The 17,720-nt window shown below is 73.1% G+C and carries 17 protein-coding genes; 8 read left to right on the top strand and 9 right to left on the bottom strand.

What is annotated here, in order from left to right; genetic code table 11:
- Positions 1 to 186: 186 nt before the first annotated feature.
- Both OO62_RS23845 and OO62_RS23840 read left to right on the top strand, forming a co-directional pair.
- A complete protein-coding gene (locus OO62_RS23845) occupies positions 187 to 1,644 on the top strand; it encodes an amino acid permease (RefSeq protein ID WP_051733549.1) in 1,458 nt (485 codons plus the stop codon).
- Positions 1,645 to 1,751: 107 nt separating this feature from the next.
- Positions 1,752 to 2,657 carry a phosphorothioated DNA-binding restriction endonuclease gene (locus OO62_RS23840; protein ID WP_033269602.1) on the top strand — a complete coding sequence of 302 codons (906 nt, stop codon included), beginning with the start codon at positions 1,752 to 1,754 and terminating at the stop codon, positions 2,655 to 2,657.
- 69 nt (positions 2,658 to 2,726) lie between these two features.
- On the opposite strand, the gene OO62_RS23835 is transcribed toward OO62_RS23840, so the two are convergent.
- Positions 2,727 to 3,272 (bottom strand): hypothetical protein, encoded by a 546-nt coding sequence (locus OO62_RS23835; RefSeq protein ID WP_228332521.1) that lies wholly within the window; start codon positions 3,270 to 3,272, stop codon positions 2,727 to 2,729.
- 231 nt (positions 3,273 to 3,503) lie between these two features.
- On the opposite strand from OO62_RS23835, the gene OO62_RS23830 reads away from it, so the two are divergent.
- Together OO62_RS23830 and OO62_RS23825 are read left to right on the top strand one after the other, a co-directional pair.
- Positions 3,504 to 4,778 carry a sensor histidine kinase gene (locus OO62_RS23830; protein ID WP_051733548.1) on the top strand — a complete coding sequence of 425 codons (1,275 nt, stop codon included), beginning with the start codon at positions 3,504 to 3,506 and terminating at the stop codon, positions 4,776 to 4,778.
- Positions 4,768 to 5,406: a response regulator gene (locus OO62_RS23825; protein ID WP_033269600.1), complete on the top strand. Its 639-nt coding sequence runs from the start codon at positions 4,768 to 4,770 to the stop codon at positions 5,404 to 5,406. The genes OO62_RS23830 and OO62_RS23825 overlap by 11 nt, the downstream gene beginning before the upstream one ends.
- A gap of 34 nt (positions 5,407 to 5,440) precedes the next feature.
- On the opposite strand, the gene OO62_RS23820 is transcribed toward OO62_RS23825, so the two are convergent.
- The 3 genes from OO62_RS23820 to OO62_RS23810 all read right to left on the bottom strand — a co-directional run bounded on the left by OO62_RS23820 (position 5,441) and on the right by OO62_RS23810 (position 8,678).
- Positions 5,441 to 6,733, bottom strand: coding sequence for a DUF2786 domain-containing protein (locus tag OO62_RS23820; protein WP_228332520.1), 1,293 nt, complete (start codon positions 6,731 to 6,733; stop codon positions 5,441 to 5,443).
- Positions 6,734 to 6,778: 45 nt separating this feature from the next.
- Positions 6,779 to 8,059 (bottom strand): L,D-transpeptidase, encoded by a 1,281-nt coding sequence (locus OO62_RS23815; protein ID WP_033269599.1) that lies wholly within the window; start codon positions 8,057 to 8,059, stop codon positions 6,779 to 6,781.
- A gap of 280 nt (positions 8,060 to 8,339) precedes the next feature.
- Positions 8,340 to 8,678 (bottom strand): hypothetical protein, encoded by a 339-nt coding sequence (locus OO62_RS23810; protein WP_033269598.1) that lies wholly within the window; start codon positions 8,676 to 8,678, stop codon positions 8,340 to 8,342.
- Between the two features lie 109 nt (positions 8,679 to 8,787).
- Between OO62_RS23810 and OO62_RS23805 the strand changes: the two genes are divergently transcribed.
- Positions 8,788 to 9,180 carry a hypothetical protein gene (locus OO62_RS23805; protein WP_033269597.1) on the top strand — a complete coding sequence of 131 codons (393 nt, stop codon included), beginning with the start codon at positions 8,788 to 8,790 and terminating at the stop codon, positions 9,178 to 9,180.
- Between the two features lie 52 nt (positions 9,181 to 9,232).
- Here the strand turns inward: OO62_RS23805 and hutH are convergent, their stop codons facing one another.
- The 5 genes from hutH to OO62_RS23780 form a co-directional block, all read right to left on the bottom strand.
- Complete coding sequence (gene hutH, locus OO62_RS23800) at positions 9,233 to 10,777, bottom strand: histidine ammonia-lyase (RefSeq protein ID WP_077193339.1); 1,545 nt, start codon at positions 10,775 to 10,777, stop codon at positions 9,233 to 9,235.
- A gap of 108 nt (positions 10,778 to 10,885) precedes the next feature.
- Positions 10,886 to 11,992 carry a GGDEF domain-containing protein gene (locus tag OO62_RS23795; protein WP_051733554.1) on the bottom strand — a complete coding sequence of 369 codons (1,107 nt, stop codon included), beginning with the start codon at positions 11,990 to 11,992 and terminating at the stop codon, positions 10,886 to 10,888.
- Positions 11,993 to 12,224: 232 nt separating this feature from the next.
- The gene (locus OO62_RS23790) at positions 12,225 to 13,019 is read right to left on the bottom strand and encodes an enoyl-CoA hydratase/isomerase family protein (RefSeq protein WP_033269594.1); all 795 of its coding nucleotides are present in this window, start codon (positions 13,017 to 13,019) and stop codon (positions 12,225 to 12,227) included.
- A gap of 167 nt (positions 13,020 to 13,186) precedes the next feature.
- Positions 13,187 to 14,350 carry an adenylate/guanylate cyclase domain-containing protein gene (locus OO62_RS23785; RefSeq protein WP_051733547.1) on the bottom strand — a complete coding sequence of 388 codons (1,164 nt, stop codon included), beginning with the start codon at positions 14,348 to 14,350 and terminating at the stop codon, positions 13,187 to 13,189.
- Positions 14,351 to 14,567: 217 nt separating this feature from the next.
- The gene (locus OO62_RS23780; protein WP_033269593.1) at positions 14,568 to 15,458 is read right to left on the bottom strand and encodes a biotin--[acetyl-CoA-carboxylase] ligase; all 891 of its coding nucleotides are present in this window, start codon (positions 15,456 to 15,458) and stop codon (positions 14,568 to 14,570) included.
- A gap of 131 nt (positions 15,459 to 15,589) precedes the next feature.
- Between OO62_RS23780 and OO62_RS23775 the strand changes: the two genes are divergently transcribed.
- The 3 genes from OO62_RS23775 (at position 15,590) to mmpB (ending at position 17,665) form a co-directional block, all read left to right on the top strand.
- Positions 15,590 to 17,179 (top strand): acyl-CoA carboxylase subunit beta, encoded by a 1,590-nt coding sequence (locus OO62_RS23775; protein ID WP_033269592.1) that lies wholly within the window; start codon positions 15,590 to 15,592, stop codon positions 17,177 to 17,179.
- A gap of 14 nt (positions 17,180 to 17,193) precedes the next feature.
- Positions 17,194 to 17,409, top strand: a complete 216-nt coding sequence (locus OO62_RS23770) for an acyl-CoA carboxylase epsilon subunit (RefSeq protein ID WP_033269591.1) — start codon at positions 17,194 to 17,196, stop codon at positions 17,407 to 17,409.
- Between the two features lie 127 nt (positions 17,410 to 17,536).
- Entirely contained in the window at positions 17,537 to 17,665 is a 129-nt protein-coding gene (mmpB, locus tag OO62_RS41380; RefSeq protein WP_266105137.1) for a morphogenic membrane protein MmpB, read from the top strand.
- The last annotated feature ends 55 nt before the right edge of the window (positions 17,666 to 17,720 follow it).

The following is a 17,720-nucleotide window of genomic DNA, read 5'->3' as shown; positions in this document are numbered from 1 at the left end:
GTGTACGAGCGGGGGTGGGCGGGTGCATGGGGGTGGCGGGGGCGGGGGGGGATTGGGGGTGTGTCTGTGTCTTTACCGGGTGTGAGGGGAGTGTCCGCATAGCGGGCGTTCACGGCGTACGGGTTCGGGCGGCGTTCAGACTCCTGAGGTTCAACGTACGTCTCGATCGATGGAACAGGCACGACCATGAGTCGGACATCAACCCAGTCACCACAGGGCACCCCGCAGGCCGTGCAGGAGGGCGGGGCCGTGTTGTCGCACGGTCTCAAGCAGCGTCATCTGTCGATGATCGCGCTCGGCGGGGTCATCGGCGCCGGGCTCTTCGTGGGTTCCGGGGTGGGTATCGCCGCGGCCGGGCCGGCCATCGTCCTGCTCTTCGTGGGGGCCGGCGCGCTGGTCATGCTGATCATGCGGATGCTCGGGGAGATGTCCGCGGCGCGGCCCTCCACGGGGTCGTTCTCGGTGCACGCCGAGGAGGAGATCGGCTCCTGGGCCGGTGCCACCTCGGGCTGGATGTACTGGCTGATGCTCTGTGCGGGTGTGGCCGCCGAGGCCACCGCGGCGGGCACGATCATGCACACCTGGGTGCCGTTCCTTCCCGCCTACGGCTGGGTGGCGGTCTTCATGGTGTTCTTCTGCGCAAGCAATCTGACCGCGGTCAAGAATTTCGGCGAGTTCGAGTTCTGGTTCGCCGCCATCAAGGTCACCACGATCGTCGCCTTCCTGGTGCTGGGTGTGCTCGGCATTCTCGGCGTCTTCGGCAGGGCACCCGGCACGAGTCATCTCACCGGTCACGGCGGCTTCTTCCCGACCGGTGCCGGCGGGCTCGCCGCCGGGCTGCTGACCACCATTTCCGGGTTCGCCGGCCTGGAGACCGTCACCATCGCCGCGGCGGAATCCGACCGTCCGAGCCAGAACGTGGCCCGGGCCGTCCGTACCGCGGTCTGGCGCATCGCCGTCTTCTACATCGGGTCCATGGCCGTGGTCGTCACCCTGGTGCCGTGGAACGACCCGAAGGTCGCCACGGACGGCCCGTACGTCACCGTGCTGGACCACCTCGGCATTCCGGCGGCCGGCACGATCATGCAAATCGTGGTGCTGGTGGCGCTGCTCTCGGCGATGAACGCCAACATCTACGGCTCGTCGCGGATGGCGTACTCCCTGGTGAACCGGGGCCTCGGCCCGCGTTTGCTGGGCCGGGTCACCAGGGGCGTGCCGGCGGCGGCGGTGCTGGCGTCGTGTGCGTTCGGCTTCGCGGCCGTGATCGCCGGGATCGTCTGGCCGACCACCGTGTTCGCCTGGCTGCTGAACATCGCCGGCTGCTCGGTGCTGGTCGTCTGGTCGCTGGTCTGCCTCACCCAGCTGAGGATGCGCCGCCGCCTGGAGCGTGAGGCACCCGAGCTGCTCTCGGTGCGGATGTGGGGCTTCCCCGTTCTGACCTGGGTCGCGTTCGCGGCCATCCTCGGGATCTTCGCCGTCATGGCCGCCCATGCGGAGGGCCGTCAGCAGCTCGCCGGTACGGCCGTCGTGGTGGCGGCGCTGGCGGCGGCAGGCCATCTCAAGCAGCGGCGCGACCGGCGGGCCGGCGGCACCACCTCCGACGTCGCCCCGTCCGACGTCACCTCCGGCTCCGACGCCGGCTGACGCCGGAGAGGCCCGCCCACTCCCCCCCGCCCACTTCCCCCGCCCTGCCGGGCCCATGCCCCAACTTCCCTCCTCGCCCGTCCTGTTGCCCCCTACAGTCCTTGGCCATGGACTGGATGGAGCGGGTGGGGAATCTGCGGCAGTGGGCGCGGAACGGGGCGCGGGCGCCGCACAAGCCGTTGTTGCTGCTGTACGCGCTGGGGCGGTTCCGGCGGAGCCCCGACGGGGAGATGCGGTACTCGGACGTCGAGCGGGACCTGCGGGAGCTGTTGCAGGACTACGGGCCCACGCATCCCACGTCGCCGTCGTACCCCTTCCATCATCTGGTCAGTGACGGGGTGTGGGAGGTGCGGACGGACACCGGCGCCGGCAGTCCCGGGTCGGGGGTGCAGGCGCTGCGGGAGAGCGGGGCGCGGGGGCAGTTGGCGCCGGGGCTGCGGGCCGCGCTGGTGGCGGATCCGGCGCTGCTGGGGCGGCTGACGCAGCTGCTGCTGGACGTCCACTTCCCGCCGTCGATCCATCCGGACATCGCCGCCTCGGTCGGGCTCGGTCTGGAGGACGCCGGCGCGGCCCCGCTCCCGGCGGGGACCGTGCGCGACCGGCGGCGGCGCGCGGTCGAGCTGCGCCGGGACGTGCTCGTGGCGTACGAGTACCGCTGCGCCTTCTGCGGTTTCGACGGGGCGCTCGGCCGGGTGCCGGTCGGGCTGGAGGCGGCGCACGTCCAGTGGTGGGCGTTCCAGGGGCCGGACGACCTCGCCAACTGCCTGTGTCTGTGCTCCCTGCACCACAAGCTGTTCGACAGGGGTGTGCTGGGGCTGGACGCCGACCGGAACATCACGGTGTCGCGGGAGTTCGTCGGGCGCGGCGGCGCCGCGCGCAGTCAGGTCCTCGGGCTCAGCGGCCAGGGCCTCCTCGGGCCGCAGAGCGGGAGTGACCGGGTCGCCGCCGAGCGCATCGCGTGGCACACGGCGCAGGTGTTCCGCGGCGCCGCCCGGGTGCCGGAGCCGGCCTGATGAGGGCGGGGAGCGCGGCCGTGACGGCGTCACTGGCCGCGCTCCCCCCGGCCGGTTACCGGCCGCGCGTCACACGGTCGCCGAGTGCCGGGGCGCAGGTTCCGTCGCGGGGGCCGTCCGCCGGAGGCGGCGGCTCTTGGTGAGGAGGACGGCGGTGCGGGTGAGGACCATGGCGAGGGACATGAAGACGAAGGCGTTGGCGTAGACGTCGGGGCCGCTCAGCCGGTTGTCGATGCTGAAGCGGATCAGGTCCGCGGCGAACCAGTGCTCGGAGCCGTAGGCGAACAGGACGCGGGCGCTGGAGAGGACGAGCCACAGGGCCGCGTAGCCGGCGCCACCGGTGGTGTGGACGCGGCCGTCCGCGCCCCGGTGGGCGGGGAGGAGGGCGCCCGCGACGAGACCGCAGATGACGCCGACCCCGACGCCGATGAGCTGGAAGGACGGGGCGTTACCGGACGTCGGGAGGGAGTGCACGAAGAGCCCGATGACGACGGCGACGGCTGCCACGGAACGCAGCATGCGCATCGTGGTGACCCGGCGTACGCCCAAGTCGGTGGCGAGGATAATGATCAGGATCGTTCCGCTGGCAAGGAGTGCGGTCAGGAAGGGACTCATCGAGAACATCGGGAACAGGGCCTTCTGATGGCGGTGGGTGGGGCAGTGGGACTCGTGCCCGGGCTGGTGAGTGCAGGTCAGCGGGCGCTTCCCGCAAGGCCGTTGGGGTTGCCTGGTGCTTCCCGCGGCTGTCTTCGACGGTATGGCGGCGGGGCGCGGGGACGGTACGACCGGTCGGTTGACGCGGTGTCCACCGGCCGGTGGACACCCGGTGCGGGGAGAGTGTGAGCGGTGGCGGTTGAGGCGGAGCGCGGGCCGCGGGCGCGGGTGCGGTGGCTCGGCCTGTGGGACGGCTACTTCGTGGTGTGTCATCTGGTCACCACGGCGCTGGTGTTCACGTCCGGCGCGCCGCAGGGTCGTCGTGTCCTCGCCATCGGCGGGCTGACCGTGGCCGCCGTCTGGTACGCGGCCCTCGGCCGGCCCTTGCTGACCGGGCGCGGGGGCGGCGGGCGGCGCAACGTGGTCTTCTGCGCCGGGCTGGTCGGGGTCTTCGCGCTGGTCGCGTGCGCCGACCTGACGGGCTCGTTCGCCCTGTTCGGCGTGGTCCCGATGCTGATGATGAGCCTGCCGGCCCGGCCCGCCGTGGTGGTCGCCGTACTCGTCAACCTCCTGCCGCCGGTGGCGTGGTGGCTGCGGCCGGACGCCGGCGACCCGCCTCCGCCGGCCGCGGTGCTCGCCTCGCTGCTCGGCGTCGCGCTGTCGGCGCTGCTCGGACTGTGGATCAAGCGCGTGGTGCGGCAGAACCGGGAACACGCCGAGCTGATCGAGGAGTTGCAGCGCAATCGCGCCCAGGTGGCCCGGCTGTCGCACCAGGCGGGGATCGCCGCCGAACGGGAGCGGCTGGCACGGGAGATCCATGACACCCTCGCCCAGAGCCTGACCAGCATCATCGGGCTGGTGCAGGCCGCCGAGGCGGAGGTGGCGGACGCGCCCGGGCTCGACGGCTCCCGCCGGCACCTCGCGCTGGCGGGACGGGTGGCCAGGGACTCGCTGGCCGAGGCGCGCGCCTTCGTGGCCGGGCGGGCGCCGGCGCCGTTGGAGCAGAGTTCGCCGGCCCGGGCCGTACGACGGCAGGCGGAGGGCCTGACCGCGCAGACCGGGGTGCCGGTGCGGTTCGCCGTGGAGGGCGCGGAAGGGCCGCTGCCGATGCAGGTGGGCGTCGTCCTGCTGCGTGCGGCGCAGGAGTCGCTGGCGAATGTACGCAAGCACGCCGCCGCCGGGCGGGTGGAGGTGACGCTGCGGTACGGCGCGGGGCGGGTCGGCCTCGTCGTCAGGGACGACGGCGGGGGCTTCGCGCCCGGGGAGGCAGGGGATGACGCGGTGGACGCGGCGGACGGCAGTTCGGCGGGCGGGTTCGGGTTGGCCGGGCTGCGGGCGCGGGTCGCGGAGTGCGGCGGGGTGATGACAGTGGTCAGCAGGCCGGGTGAGGGCACCGTCGTGGAGGTGCACCTGCCGGTGCCGGTGCGCGGCGTGGCCGCGGGAGCGGGGGCGGACGATGACGCTTGAGCGGACGGCTGCGGTCAGGGTGCTGCTGGCCGACGACCACCCCGTCGTACGGGAGGGGCTGTGCGCGATGCTCGCCTCCGACCCGGGTATCGAGATCGCCGGGCAGGCGGGCTCCGGCGAGGAGGCGGTGACGCAGGCGGAGCGGCTGGCGCCGGACGTCGTGCTGCTCGATCTGCGGATGGGCGGGATGGACGGGGTCGCGGCGACCGGCCACATCCTGCGGCGTTCGCCGCGCAGCAGGGTGGTCATCGTCACCACGTACGAGGACGACGGCGACATCCTGCGCGCGGTGGAGGCGGGCGCGGCCGGCTATCTGCTCAAGGGGACCTCACGGGCGCAGCTGGTCGAGGCGGTGCACGCCGCGGCGCGGGGCGAGACGGTGCTGACGCCGTCGCTGGCCGGAAAGCTGGTCCGGGCGCGGACGGAGGTGGCGCCGCTGCTGTCCGGCCGGGAGTGCGAGGTGCTGCGGCTGGTCGGTCAGGGGCTGAGCAACGCCGAGATCGGCCGGGAGCTGTTCATCGGTGAGGCCACGGTGAAGACGCATCTGCTGCGCGCGTTCCGGAAGCTCGGCGTGGCGGACCGGACCGCGGCGGTGCTCACGGCGCTGGAGCGCGGTCTGCTGAGCTGAGCGCGGCGCCCCTACCGCCACCCCGCCGGCCGGCTCACCCTCCGTCGAGTTGCGCGCGGTCCGCGGCGGCCCTGCCCTGGTGCCAGCCGGCCGCGTCGTGGACGCCGCGCAGGCGGACCGGGGCGGTGTCGGGGAAGAGGGTGCCGGTGGTCTCCTCGACGGCGAGTTCGCGGGCGGCGAGGACCGGGAGGAGGTCCGGGGCGGTGCCGGCGGACTCGGCGCCGGCCGCGGCGGTGGCGGCCTCGGTGGCCGCCGTCAGCCGGTCGCGGATGCGGTCCGCGTAGCCGACGAGGAAGGTCTGGCGGAAGTCGCGGGTGCGGCGGGAGCGGCCACGGGCATGGTGCTGGTCGCCGGCCCGGTTCATCGCGGTGGTGGCCTGGAGGAGCAGCGAGGTGTAGAGCAGTTCGGCCGCCTCCAGGTCCGGCGGGAAGCCGACGAGGGTCGAGAAGCCGACGTCGGCGGCCCAGACGGCCCGGCAGCGGTTGGCCGTCGCGACCGCGTCCAGGAGCAGCGCCTTGGCCTGCTCGTACGGTCCCTCGATGCCGATGCGGAGGGCCGACGGGCCGCCCGCGCCGTCCGCGGAGCCGGCCGCGCTGTCGAGCAGCGCCTCGTCGATGCTGTGCCGCGCCATCAGCTCCTGCGCCTTGGCGGACAGTGCCTCCGCCTCCTCGGGGAAGTCGGTGGCCTCGGCCTTGGCGAGCAGGCCGCGGATCCGGCCGAGCGCGCGGGAGGCGGCGGCGGTGCGGTCCCGGTCCCGGGGCGTTCCGCCGCTCGTGGTGCCGGCCGCGGGCGGGTCCGGGAGGGGGGAGATGCGGGGCAGCCGCGCGAGCGTGCGCAGCGCCGCCAGCAGGTCGTAGACGGTCTCGAAGCGGGAGGTGCGGCGGCGCCGGGCGAGCGCGTCGAGGTATCCGCGGTCGGACTCCCACCAGACCTCGGCGCCGATCTGCCGCAGCTGCCCGTCCCAGCGGGCGCCGTGCGTGGTCCGCCGCCCCGAGGGCCGGGCCGCCTCGGCGGCGATGGCGTCGACGACCAGTGCGGTGCGCGCCGGGTGGGGCGCGTCGCGCCGTACGATCCGCTCCAGGTCGGCGGGTTGCCAGCCGCCCGCCCAGCACTGCCGGACGGCCGCCACGGCGGCGGCGACCAGTGCCGCGCTCACGGCCTCCCAGCCGGGCTCGGCCGCTGCCAGCATCGAGGCGCCCGCCTCTATGGCGTCCTCGGCCGGCTCGCCGTCCGGCGCGTAGCGGACGCTGCCGAGCACCCGCCCGACCAGCTCGTTGGCCGCCGACGGCGACGCCCCGCCGCGCTGCTTCTTTCCCCGCTCGCTCACCGGGTCACTCTACGAGTCGCGCCCCGCGGGGCGGGCCGCCGGGCGTCAGCCGGCGGCGCTGCCCGCGACCCACTGCGACCAGCTCATGTTCCAGCCGTTGAGGCCGTTGTCGGGCGTGACGGTGTGGTCGGGGGAGTTGATCACCTTGACGACGTCACCGGTCTGCGAGTGGTCGAAGAACCAGGCGCCGTTCGTCTTGGCGTTGTCGGCGCCCTTGACGTCCTCCAGGCCGATGCAGCCGTGGCTGGTGTTGGCGTGGCCGAAGATGCCCTTGCCCCAGTAGTTGCCGTGGATGAAGGTGCCGGAGGACGTCAGCCGCTGGGCGTGCGGGACGTCGGGGATGTCGTACTCGCCCTTGCCGTCCTTCTTCTTGAAGCCGACGGTCGAGCCGTTCATCCGGGTCTGCTTGAACCGCTCGGAGATGACCATCGCACCGTTGTAGGTCGGGTGCTCGTCGCTGCCGGCGGAGATCGGGATGGTCTTGACGACCCGGCCGTCGCGCACCACGGTCATCCGGTGGGACTTGGTGTCGACGGTGCTGATCTGCGAGTGGCCGACGTGGAAGCTGACGGTCTTGTTCTGGATGCCGGAGACGCCCGGCGACGCCTGGACGCCGTCGAGGCCGAGCTTCATCGTGACGTCGGAGTTCGGCTTCCAGTAGTTCTGGGGCCGGAAGTCCAGCCGGGTGTCGCTGAACCAGTGGCCGACGACCTGCTGGTTACTGCTGGCCGACACCTTGATCGCGGATTCCACGGCGGCCTTGTTCCTGACCGGCTTGTCGAAGTTGATCGACACCGGCATGCCGACGCCGACGGTCGAGCCGTCCTCCGGCGTGAAGTTCCCGATGAAGCTGTTCGCCGGGGAGACCGTGGTGAAGCTGGAGTTCTCCACCGCCTTGCGGCCCTGCGGGTCCACGGCGTGCGCGGTGACCTTGTACTTCGTCGCACGGTGCAGCGGCTGGTTCGGCGTCCAGGAGGTGCCGTCGGCGGACAGCGTGCCGTCGACAGGCTGCTTGGTCTCCACGGAGGTCATGGTGACGTCGGTGAGTTTCCCGCCACTGACCGTGACCTTGGCGTCGCTGTTGATGCCCGCGCCCGCGGCGCCGTCCTCGGGGGAGATGGTGATTCTGGCGTCCGAGGCGTCCTTGGCGGCCGCCTCGTCGACCTGCTGGGTGTTCTCGTGCCGGATGCCGTCAGCGCCACTGCCGCCACTGCCGCCGCTGCCGCCGTCCGCCGCACTGCTGCCGCCGCACGCCGCCAGCGTGAGTACGCCCCCGAGCAGCGCGGCGCTGGCTATGAGGCCCTTGCGGCGCTTGCTGTCCGTCATCACACGCATCTCCATTGCTACCGAGTTCGCAAAACATCCCCGAGCGATCTGCCAACTGAACGCAGGCATATCCGGACGCTGGCATTCCGGCCGACGCCCAATTGAACGCCTTTTCCGTTTCGCCCGTTCCATTCCTATGAAAAGTGTGGGATAGGACACCTATGCCCATGATCGTCCCCACCGCCCCGCGCACCGGCCCGCGCCCCGGAACGCACCCGGCCCCCGCACGGCGGGGATGCCGTACGGGGGCCGTGTCCGGTGGGCGGGCGCGGGGCCGGTGTCAGCCCTCCCCGTCCGCGTCGTCCGCCAGGTCCCACTCCGCCGCGTCCCACTCGGCGTCCGGGTCGTAGTCGGTCAGCTCCTCACTGCTCCAGGATGCCTGCGCGAGCTCGACACCCGGTACGGCGGTGACGAGGTCGAACGGGTCGATCAGCTGGGCCAGCGCCTCCGCCGGGTCCTCCTTCGCGGTCTCCTGCGACTGTCTGCGCTCCTCGTCCGGGAGTGAGGAGTCGCGGTCGATGTGCTCCAGGGCGGCGCCGGTCAGCCGGCCGGTGTCGGTGACCTCCATGATCAGTTCCACATGAAGGCGCACAAAACGTGATGTCTCACCATTGCTCATAGCACGGAGGTTAGGCATGGTCGGGTCCTGACTTCCCCGCGACCCGCGGCGGTCACTAACATCTGCGCTCAACGGCCAATTCGCCGGACCCACAAGGAGGATCGCTGCCGTGACCGCACGTCGACCACTACTGACCGCCGCAGCCGCGGGATCGGTGCTGCTCGCCCTGTGGTTCGTGCCCTCCGCCAATGCGACCGCGGAAGCTGACGGGGCGACACACTCCGGCCTGCGGGCGGCCGCCGCCCCGGCCGGGTCCGGTCTCACCGACGCCACCGGGACCGACCCGGCGGCCGACGGCGCGCACACCGGCAGCGCCGCCGGCGACGGGAGCGGCCCGGCCCGCGGCCCGCAGGCCGCCGGCTCCGCCGTCGCGCCGCACCACCTCGCCGACACCGGCAGCCCGGACACCACCCCGTACGTGATCGGCGGTGCCGCCAGCCTCGCGCTCGGCGCCGGGCTGGTCAGCTACTCGGTGCGCCGCACCCGCGACGGGAGCGCCTGACCCGCCCGCCGGCGGGGCGCCCGGACGCTCCGCCCGGGCCCCCGCGAGGCCGCTACGCCAGTTCTCCGGTGACCGCCTCCACGGCCGCCACCAGCTTCCCGCTCCGCACGAACGCGTAGGCGCTCTCCAGGTCCGGGGCCAGGAAGCGGTCCCCGCCCGGGCCCTGCACGCCCGCCGCGCGGACCGCGTCGAGCACCGCGCGGGTGGCGGGTGCCGGGGTCAGGCCCTCGCGCATCTCGACGGCGCGGGTCGCGGCGTAGAGCTCCACGGCGACGACCCGGGTGAGGTTGTCGATCGCGGTACGCAGCTTGCGCGCCGCGGACCAGCCCATCGAGACGTGGTCCTCCTGCATCGCGGAGGACGGGATGGAGTCCACCGAGGCCGGTGCGGCCAGCCGCTTCAGCTCGCTGACCAGCGCCGCCTGGGTGTACTGGGCGATCATCAGGCCGGAGTCGACGCCCGGGTCGCCGGCCAGGAAGGCCGGCAGGCCGTGCGAACGGTTCTTGTCGAGCAGGCGGTCGGTGCGGCGCTCGGCGATCGAGCCCAGGTCGGCCGCGGCGATGGCGAGGAAGTCCAGCACGTAGGCGACGGGCGCACCGTGGAAGTTGCCGTTGGACTCCACCCGGCCGTCCGGCAGGACGACGGGGTTGTCGACCGCCGACGCCAGCTCGCGCTCGGCGACCAGCCGGGCGTGCGCCAGGGTGTCCCGGCCGGCGCCGGCGACCTGCGGGGCGCAGCGGATGGAGTAGGCGTCCTGGACGCGCGGGGCGTCGTCCTGGTGGTGGCCGGTGAAGCCGGAATCCTCCAGCACCTTCAGCATGTTGGCGGCCGAGGCGGCCTGCCCGGGGTGCGGGCGGATGGCGTGCAGCTCGGGCGCGAGGACCTTGTCGGTGCCGAGCAGCGCCTCCAGGGAGAGCGCCGCGGTGATGTCCGCCGAGGTGAACAGCCGGGCGAGGTCGGCGCAGGCCATCACGAGCATGCCGAGCATGCCGTCGGTCCCGTTGAGGAGGGCCAGGCCCTCCTTCTCGCGCAGCTCGACGGGCTCGATGCCGTGCGCCGCGAGCAGTTCGCCGGCCGGCCGTACGACGCCGTCGGGGCCCTCCGCGTCGCCCTCGCCCATCAGCGTCAGCGCACAGTGCGAGAGCGGTGCGAGGTCGCCGGAGCAGCCGAGCGAGCCGTACTCGTGCACCACCGGCGTGATGCCGGCGTTGAGTATGGCGGCCATGGTCTCGACGACGAGCGGGCGGACGCCGGTGTGCCCGGAGGCGAGGGTCTTGAGCCGCAGGAACATCAGCGCGCGGACGACCTCGCGCTCGACCCGCGGGCCCATGCCGGCCGCGTGCGAGCGCACGATGTTGCGCTGGAGCTGGACCCGCAGCTCGGGACTGATGTGGCGGACGGCGAGGGCACCGAAGCCGGTGGAGACGCCGTAGACGGGGTCGGGCTTGGCGGCGAGTTCGTCGATGAAGGCGCGCGAGGCGGTGACGGCCGCGAGGGCTTCCTCGGACAGCTCGATCCGGGCCGCGCCGCGGGCCACCGCGATGACGTCCTGTGCGGTCGTGCCGGACGTCCCCAGCACCACAGTGTGCATATCCATATTCAGGCACCCTAGAGACTGAATCGCCGGATGTCACCACCGGATTTCGGGAGCACCCCTTACCGGCAGTGAGCACCCCGGACCGGCGGCCACGCAACCCCAGTCGCCTCACCTCCGGAAGCGCCGGCGTTCCGGCCCCGGCCGCCGGTCGGGCGCGTCCGCGAGCCGGACGACCGGATCGTCCTTGCCGCCGTGCCGGCCGGCCACCACCGGCTCGCCCGAGCCGGCCGCCTTCGCCTTGTACTGGGCGGCGTCCGCGAGCCGGAAGAGCCGGCGGCCGCTGCGTACCGGGCCGATCGGGTCGCCGGTCGAGGCGACCCCCACCGCGACGCCCTCGCCGAGGTCCAACTCCCCGGCGCGTTCGCACAGTTCACCGGCCACCTTGACCACCTCGTCGGCCGGCGGCCCCACCGCCAGCAGGCAGAACTCGTCGCCGCCGAGCCGGGCGGCGAGCGTGCCGGGCAGCATCGCGCCGCACAGCGACAGCACCGAACCGAACCGCTCCAGCAGCCGGTCCCCCACCGCGTGGCCGCGGGAGTCGTTGACCCGCTTCAGCCCGTTGAGGTCGCACACCACCAGGCTGACCACCACGTCGCCGCCCCGGTGCAGCTCCAGCGCCTCGTCCAGCCGCATGTCGACGGCGCGCCGGTTGGCGAGGCCGGTCAGCGCGTCGGTGAAGGCCAGCCGGCGGGCCTCCGCCAGCCGCTCGGTCTGGGCGATCCCGGCGGCCGTGACGGCGGCGAGCACGCTCGCGAAGTCGGCGTCCGCCCGGTCGAAGACCGGCTCGCCGGTGCGCCGGGCGACGTACAGCTCACCCCACGCCCGGCCGTGCAGCACGATCGGCGCGACGACGCAGCAGCCCCGGCCGCGGCGGCGCAGCGCGGCCACCCGCTGATGGTTGTACGGGCCGCCGTCGCCGGGCCCGTGCGGCACCGGGTCCGTCTCGGCGGTCTCCACCCAGGCGCTGGGCTCGCCGCCGCCGGCCCACTGCTCGTGCAGGAAGCCGACGATCTCCGGGAACTCGTGGACGGGGTAGCTCTCGTCCTCCGGGAACTCCTCCTCGCCCTCGGCGAGTTCACCGACGTTGACCAGCACCCGCAGCTTGCCCAGTTCGCGCTCCCACTTCGAGATCGCCGCGAAGGAGCCGCCCAGGGCCTGGCGCACGCCCTGCGCCGCGGCGTGCGCCGATTCGCGCGGGGTGTGCGCGGCCGCCATCGCCTGCGCCAGTTCCACGACTGCCCGCAGCCTCGCATCGCCCTCGCCCGTCACCGGATCCTCACATTCCGTCACCGTGAGCACGCTCCGTACTACAGCGTAGGAATGTTTAACCCCTTTCGCCCCTTTCAGCGTGGGAATGACACCGGGGCGTTATCCGCGTCCTGGCTGGTAACGGGCCGGATCCCGGTCGCGGACGGCACCGGTCGCGGAGCGTGACCGGCGCCCGCCGTCACTCCCCCGGCCACTGCGGGTCCCGCTTCTCGTTGAACGCCGCCACACCCTCGGCGCGGTCACCGGAGAAGGCCACGCTGCGCCAGGCGCCGTCCTCGACCTCCAGGCCGGCCCGCAGATCCAGGCCGTGACCCAGCCTCATCGCCCGCTTCGCGGCACGCAGCCCGACCGGTGAGTTGCGGGCGATCCGGGCCGCCAGCTCCAGCGCCTCGGCCCGGTCCTGCCCCTCTTCGGCCAGCCGGTCGACCAGGCCCAGCTCCGCCGCCTCGGGCGCCGGCACCCGCCGGGCGGTGAACACCAGCTCGGCGGCGCGCGCCGCCCCCACCCGGCGCGGCAGCAGCTGGGTGCCCCCGCCACCGGGGATGACGCCCACCGACACCTCCGGCAGGCCGACCACCGCCGTCGGGTCCGCCACGATCAGGTCGCAGGCCAGCGCCAGCTCGAAGCCGCCGCCGAGCGCGAAGCCGTGCACCGCGGCGACGGTGGGCACCGGCAGCTCCAGTACGCCCGTGTAGGCGGCGCGGGTGTGCGGGCGCTGCCGCATCAGGTCCGCGTCGGTGAAGGAGTTGCGCTCCTTGAGGTCGGCGCCGACGCAGAACGCCCGCTCATGGGTGGAGGTGAGCACCACCGCCCGTACGGAGTGGTCCGCGGCCAGCTCGGCGCAGGCGCCCGCGAGGGCGTCGGCCATGGCCGTGGAGACCGCGTTCATGGCCTTGGGGCGGTCCATGACCAGCTCCGCCACGAAGCCGTGGCGCTCGATGCCGACCCATCCGTCCTCGCCGAACCGCTGCATGAAGCCCTCCTGGCGTCCTGTTAACGAGCGTTGACCTGTGCGACGGGACGGATCATGCCAGGTGAGGGCCGGGCGGGACAGGGGTACGGGGCGACGCTCCGTGGACGGGCGCCGGGGTTGGCGCCTCCGGGACACCCGGATGGCGCCCCGTCAGCCGGTGCCGGCGGTCAGCCGCGCCGGGTCAGCAGCCACGGCTCCACGACGCCGAGCCCGCGCACCGGCCGCTGCCACATCGGCTGGAGCGCGAAGCGGTACGACGGCGGTGCGGCGCCGGTGCCCTCCTCGGCGGCCTTCTCCGCGGCCGCGGCCTCCGCCTCGGAGACCGGCGCGTCACCGATCCGGCCCAGCTCCTCGGCGAACGCCTCGTCCACCAGCACGGTGTCCTTCGGCGCTATCGACGTCAGCCGGCTGGCCAGGTTCACGGTCGTGCCGAACACATCGCCCATCCGGGTCGTGACGGTGCCGAAGGCGATGCCGACCCGCAGCTCGGGCATCGTCTCGTCGTTCGTCATCGTCTCGATCAGCCGCAGGCCGATCTCGGCGGCGATCCCGGCGTCGTCGGCGGAGAAGAGGACCTCGTCACCGAGGGTCTTGATGAGCCGGCCGCCGTGCGCGGCGACCAGGTCGGAGCAGGTGGTCTCGAACGCCTCGACCAGCTCGCCCAGTTCCTCCTCCTCCAGGCGGCGGGTCAGCCGGGTGAATCCGACCAGGTCGGCGAAGCCGACGGCGAGCCGGCGGTCGACCATCTCGGCGTCGTCCTGGGCCCGTACGACCCGGCCGGTGGCGGCCGCGAGCTGGCGGCGCCAGACGTAGACCAGGAACTCCTCCAGCTCCGGCAGCAGCAGCTCGACCAGCGGATAGGTGATTTCCGTACGGGTCAGGCCGGAGTCCTGGGGCTCGGTGAGGCCCTCCAGGAAGGAGTCGATCTGCCAGTCGGCGAGACGGGCGGTGGTCTGGCCCGTGGAGCGGGCGACCTGCACGGCCATCGCCTCGCTCAGCAGGCCGGCCTCGACGAGACCGGCGAGCCGCCGCAGCGCCAGCACGTCGGCCTCGGTGAGCGCCTTGACCTGGCCGATGTCGGCGAAGCCCATGGCCCGCCAGAAGCGGGCCGCGAGGTCCATGGAGACACCGGCGCTGCGGGCCGCCTGGAACGGCGTGTAGCGGCGGTCGGCGCCGAGGATGAGCTGTTCGAGGCGGAGCGCGATGCTGTTCTCCTCGCCCTCCTCACCCTCGCCGCCCGCCTCCGGCGGCTCGCCCTCCGGGACGTCGCGTACGGCGTCGTCCTCGGTCGCCACCTCGCGCGGGGTGGCGCCCGAGTCGTCGGCGCTCACCGGCCGCTCCCTGTCCGATCCCTGCGCACTGCCCTTCCGATCACTGCTCGCCCGAGGTCCGCTCCCTGGCGGACCGCCTCAACGATACGGCAGGTGTGCTGTGGCTCACTCTTCACGTGCGTCGTGGTGCCCCGCCGCGGCTGCGTCGCGGTGGCCCGGGGCGGAGCCGTGGGTGGTTGCTGTCAGGGCGGGCTGCCGTCGGGCTCTCGACGGCGGGTCACTCCGGCCGTTCGGCGCCGTCCCCTCCGGTAGCTCGCAGATGGATGATGTCGCCCGCCCCCACCGGCTGCTGCACGCCCTCGCCGGTCGCCAGCACCAGCCGTCCGTCACCGTCGATGGCGACCGCCTCACCGGTGAGCGAGGTGTCGCCGGGCAGTTCGGCCCGCACCTCGCGGCCCAGGGTGGCGCAGCCCGCGGCGTAGGTCGCCTGCAGGCCGCTGGCGTCGGGGTCGCCGTCGGCGGTCTGCCATTCGCCGTACCAGTGCTCCAGGGACCGCAGCACGGCGCGCAGCAGCGGGTCGCGGTCGGTGGTGCGGGCGCCGGCCAGGGCGAGGGAGCCCGCGGTGGGGACGGGCAGCTCGTCGGCGGTGAGGGTGACGTTGAGGCCGATGCCGACGACGACGCCGCCGTCGGTCCGTTCGGCGAGGATGCCGCCGGCCTTGCGTTCGGCGCCCTCGACAGTGACCAGGAGGTCGTTGGGCCACTTGAGTGCCGTGTCGACGCCGGCGGTGCGCGTGAGGGCGGTGGCGGTGGCGACTCCGGCGAGCAGCGGGAGCCACCCCCAGCGCGCCGCGGGGACCCGCGGGGTGAGGTAGACGGAGAAGAAGAGGCCCGAGCGCGGGGGCGCCGACCAGGTGCGGTCGAGCCGGCCGCGGCCGGCGGACTGCTCCTCGGCCACCAGAACGGCCCCCTCGGCCGCGCCTTTCGACGCCCGTTCCGCCAAATCGGTGTTGGTGGAGCCGGTGGCGGGAACGACGTCGAGGGACGTCCAGAGGCTGCCGGGGCGCACCAGTGCCCGGCGCAGCGCGGTGGCGTTCAGCGGCGGGCGGCCCAGATCGCTCCAGCGACCGGCGTCTTTGTCCCGGTTTCCCGGCGGTTGAGGCGTCATGGCACCAGCCTAGGTGTGGTCAACGACGCAGTGCCGCTGAGCAGCCCCGCGGATACGCTACGGGTTGGTAGCCACACACGTACCACCCTCAGTACGAGCACCAGTCCAGGACGAGCAGGAGCCGCATCCCGATGTCCGAGCCGGAAGCAAACATCCACACCACCGCGGGCAAACTGGCGGATCTGCAGCGGCGGGTCGACGAAGCCACGCACGCCGGTTCCGCCCGGGCGGTGGAAAAGCAGCACGCGAAGGGCAAGTTGACGGCGCGTGAGCGCATCGACCTGCTGCTGGACGAGGGCTCGTTCGTCGAGCTGGACGAGTTCGCCCGGCACCGCTCGACCAACTTCGGGCTGGAGCAGAACCGCCCGTACGGCGACGGCGTGGTGACCGGCTACGGCACGGTCGACGGCCGCCCGGTGGCCGTCTTCTCGCAGGACTTCACGGTCTTCGGCGGGGCGCTCGGCGGGGTCTTCGGCGAGAAGATCGTCAAGGTGATGGACTTCGCGCTGAAGACCGGCTGCCCGGTCGTCGGCATCAACGACTCCGGCGGCGCGCGCATCCAGGAGGGCGTGGTCTCGCTGGGCATGTACGGCGAGATCTTCCGCCGCAACACCCACGCCTCGGGCGTGATCCCGCAGATCAGCCTGGTCGTCGGCCCCTGCGCGGGCGGCGCGGTGTACTCCCCCGCCATCACCGACTTCACGGTCATGGTCGACCAGACCTCGCACATGTTCATCACCGGCCCGGACGTCATCAAGACGGTCACCGGTGAGGACGTGGGCTTCGAGGAGCTGGGCGGCGCCCGGACGCACAACACCACCTCCGGCGTGGCGCACCACATGGCGGGTGACGAGAAGGACGCCGTCGAGTACGTCAAGGGACTGCTGTCCTACCTGCCGTCCAACAACCTCTCCGACCCGCCCGTCTTCCCCGAGGAGGCGGACCTGGAGACCTCGGACTACGACCGCGAGCTGGACGCCCTGGTCCCGGACTCGGCCAACCAGCCGTACGACATGATCACGGCGGTCGAGCACGTCCTGGACGACGGGGAGTTCTTCGAGACCCAGTCGCTCTTCGCGCCGAACATCGTCACCGGTTTCGGGCGGGTCGAGGGCCACTCGGTCGGCGTGGTCGCCAACCAGCCGATGCAGTTCGCGGGCACCCTGGACATCAAGGCGAGCGAGAAGGCCGCGCGGTTCGTGCGGACCTGCGACGCCTACAACATCCCCGTGCTGACCTTCGTGGACGTCCCCGGCTTCCTGCCCGGCACGGACCAGGAGTACGACGGGATCATCCGGCGCGGCGCCAAGCTGATCTACGCGTACGCGGAGGCGACGGTCCCGCTGATCACGGTCATCACCCGCAAGGCGTTCGGTGGCGCGTACGACGTCATGGGCTCCAAGCACCTGGGCGCCGACCTGAACCTGGCCTGGCCGACGGCGCAGATCGCGGTCATGGGCGCGCAGGGCGCGGTCAACATCCTGCACCGCCGCACGCTCGCCGCGATCGACGAGCCGGCCGCGCAGGAGGAGCGCCGCCAGGAGCTGATCCGGGAGTACGAGGAGGCCCTGCTCAACCCGTACGTGGCGGCCGAGCGCGGCTACGTCGACGCGGTGATCATGCCGTCCGAGACGCGCCGGCACATCGTCCGGGGGCTGCGCGCGCTGCGCAACAAGCGCGAGGCCCTGCCGCCGAAGAAGCACGGCAACATCCCGCTGTAGGAGGTCGGTCGAGGATGATCAAGGTCGTACGGGGCAACCCGACCCCTGAGGAGCTGGCCGCCGCACTGGCGGTGGTGCAGGCCCGGGCCGCGGCGGCCGCCGCCGGCCCGGCCCCCGGCAGCGGTGACTCCGGCACCGAGTGGTCGGATCCGGCGACGACGGTGCCGGCCCGGTCCCGCATGCCGCACCCGGGACCGCGGGCCTGGCGGACCAGCCACTGGCCGCGCTGACCGGTCGCGCGCGCCGGACCGGCCCACCGGGCAGGTCGGTGCATGATGCACGGACTAGTCCTTTGCGCCCCGGCGCCTGAGTACGCGTACTCAGGCGCCGGGGACGTTCCGGGCACAGGATCGATACATGCTGTGGTCCGATCCGCCCGATGAACCGCCCGAGGAGCTGCGCGACGTGCAGGCCAAGCTCCGCCGGCTGGGCATCGTGCTGGCCGTGGCCGCGGTGCTGCTGATGTTCCTGCTCTCGTCGCGCTGACCGCCGACGCCCACGCCCGGGGCAAAAGTTCCCGCCCGCGGGAGGTAACGCTCAC

The sequence above is a fragment of the Streptomyces lydicus genome (genome assembly GCF_000717345.1).
In the GTDB taxonomy this organism is placed as follows: domain Bacteria; phylum Actinomycetota; class Actinomycetes; order Streptomycetales; family Streptomycetaceae; genus Streptomyces; species Streptomyces lydicus.
The sequence above is the reverse complement of the archived record's forward strand: the minus strand, read 5'-3'. Positions and strand labels throughout refer to the sequence as shown.

Excerpts from the sequence above, each read along its gene's own strand:
- OO62_RS23770 (WP_033269591.1), top strand. The coding sequence starts at position 17,194 with ATGATCAAGGTCGTACGGGGCAACCCGACCCCTGAGGAGCTGGCCGCC.
- OO62_RS23825 (WP_033269600.1), top strand. The coding sequence starts at position 4,768 with ATGACGCTTGAGCGGACGGCTGCGGTCAGGGTGCTGCTGGCCGACGAC.
- OO62_RS23845 (WP_051733549.1), top strand. The coding sequence starts at position 187 with ATGAGTCGGACATCAACCCAGTCACCACAGGGCACCCCGCAGGCCGTG.
- OO62_RS23795 (WP_051733554.1), bottom strand. The coding sequence starts at position 11,992 with ATGGCGGCCGCGCACACCCCGCGCGAATCGGCGCACGCCGCGGCGCAG.
- OO62_RS23780 (WP_033269593.1), bottom strand. The coding sequence starts at position 15,458 with ATGACGCCTCAACCGCCGGGAAACCGGGACAAAGACGCCGGTCGCTGG.
- OO62_RS23790 (WP_033269594.1), bottom strand. The coding sequence starts at position 13,019 with ATGCAGCGGTTCGGCGAGGACGGATGGGTCGGCATCGAGCGCCACGGC.
- OO62_RS23835 (WP_228332521.1), bottom strand. The coding sequence starts at position 3,272 with ATGAGTCCCTTCCTGACCGCACTCCTTGCCAGCGGAACGATCCTGATC.
- mmpB (WP_266105137.1), top strand. The coding sequence starts at position 17,537 with ATGCTGTGGTCCGATCCGCCCGATGAACCGCCCGAGGAGCTGCGCGAC.
- hutH (WP_077193339.1), bottom strand. The coding sequence starts at position 10,777 with ATGGATATGCACACTGTGGTGCTGGGGACGTCCGGCACGACCGCACAG.
- OO62_RS23810 (WP_033269598.1), bottom strand. The coding sequence starts at position 8,678 with ATGAGCAATGGTGAGACATCACGTTTTGTGCGCCTTCATGTGGAACTG.
- OO62_RS23840 (WP_033269602.1), top strand. The coding sequence starts at position 1,752 with ATGGACTGGATGGAGCGGGTGGGGAATCTGCGGCAGTGGGCGCGGAAC.
- OO62_RS23775 (WP_033269592.1), top strand. The coding sequence starts at position 15,590 with ATGTCCGAGCCGGAAGCAAACATCCACACCACCGCGGGCAAACTGGCG.
- OO62_RS23815 (WP_033269599.1), bottom strand. The coding sequence starts at position 8,059 with ATGACGGACAGCAAGCGCCGCAAGGGCCTCATAGCCAGCGCCGCGCTG.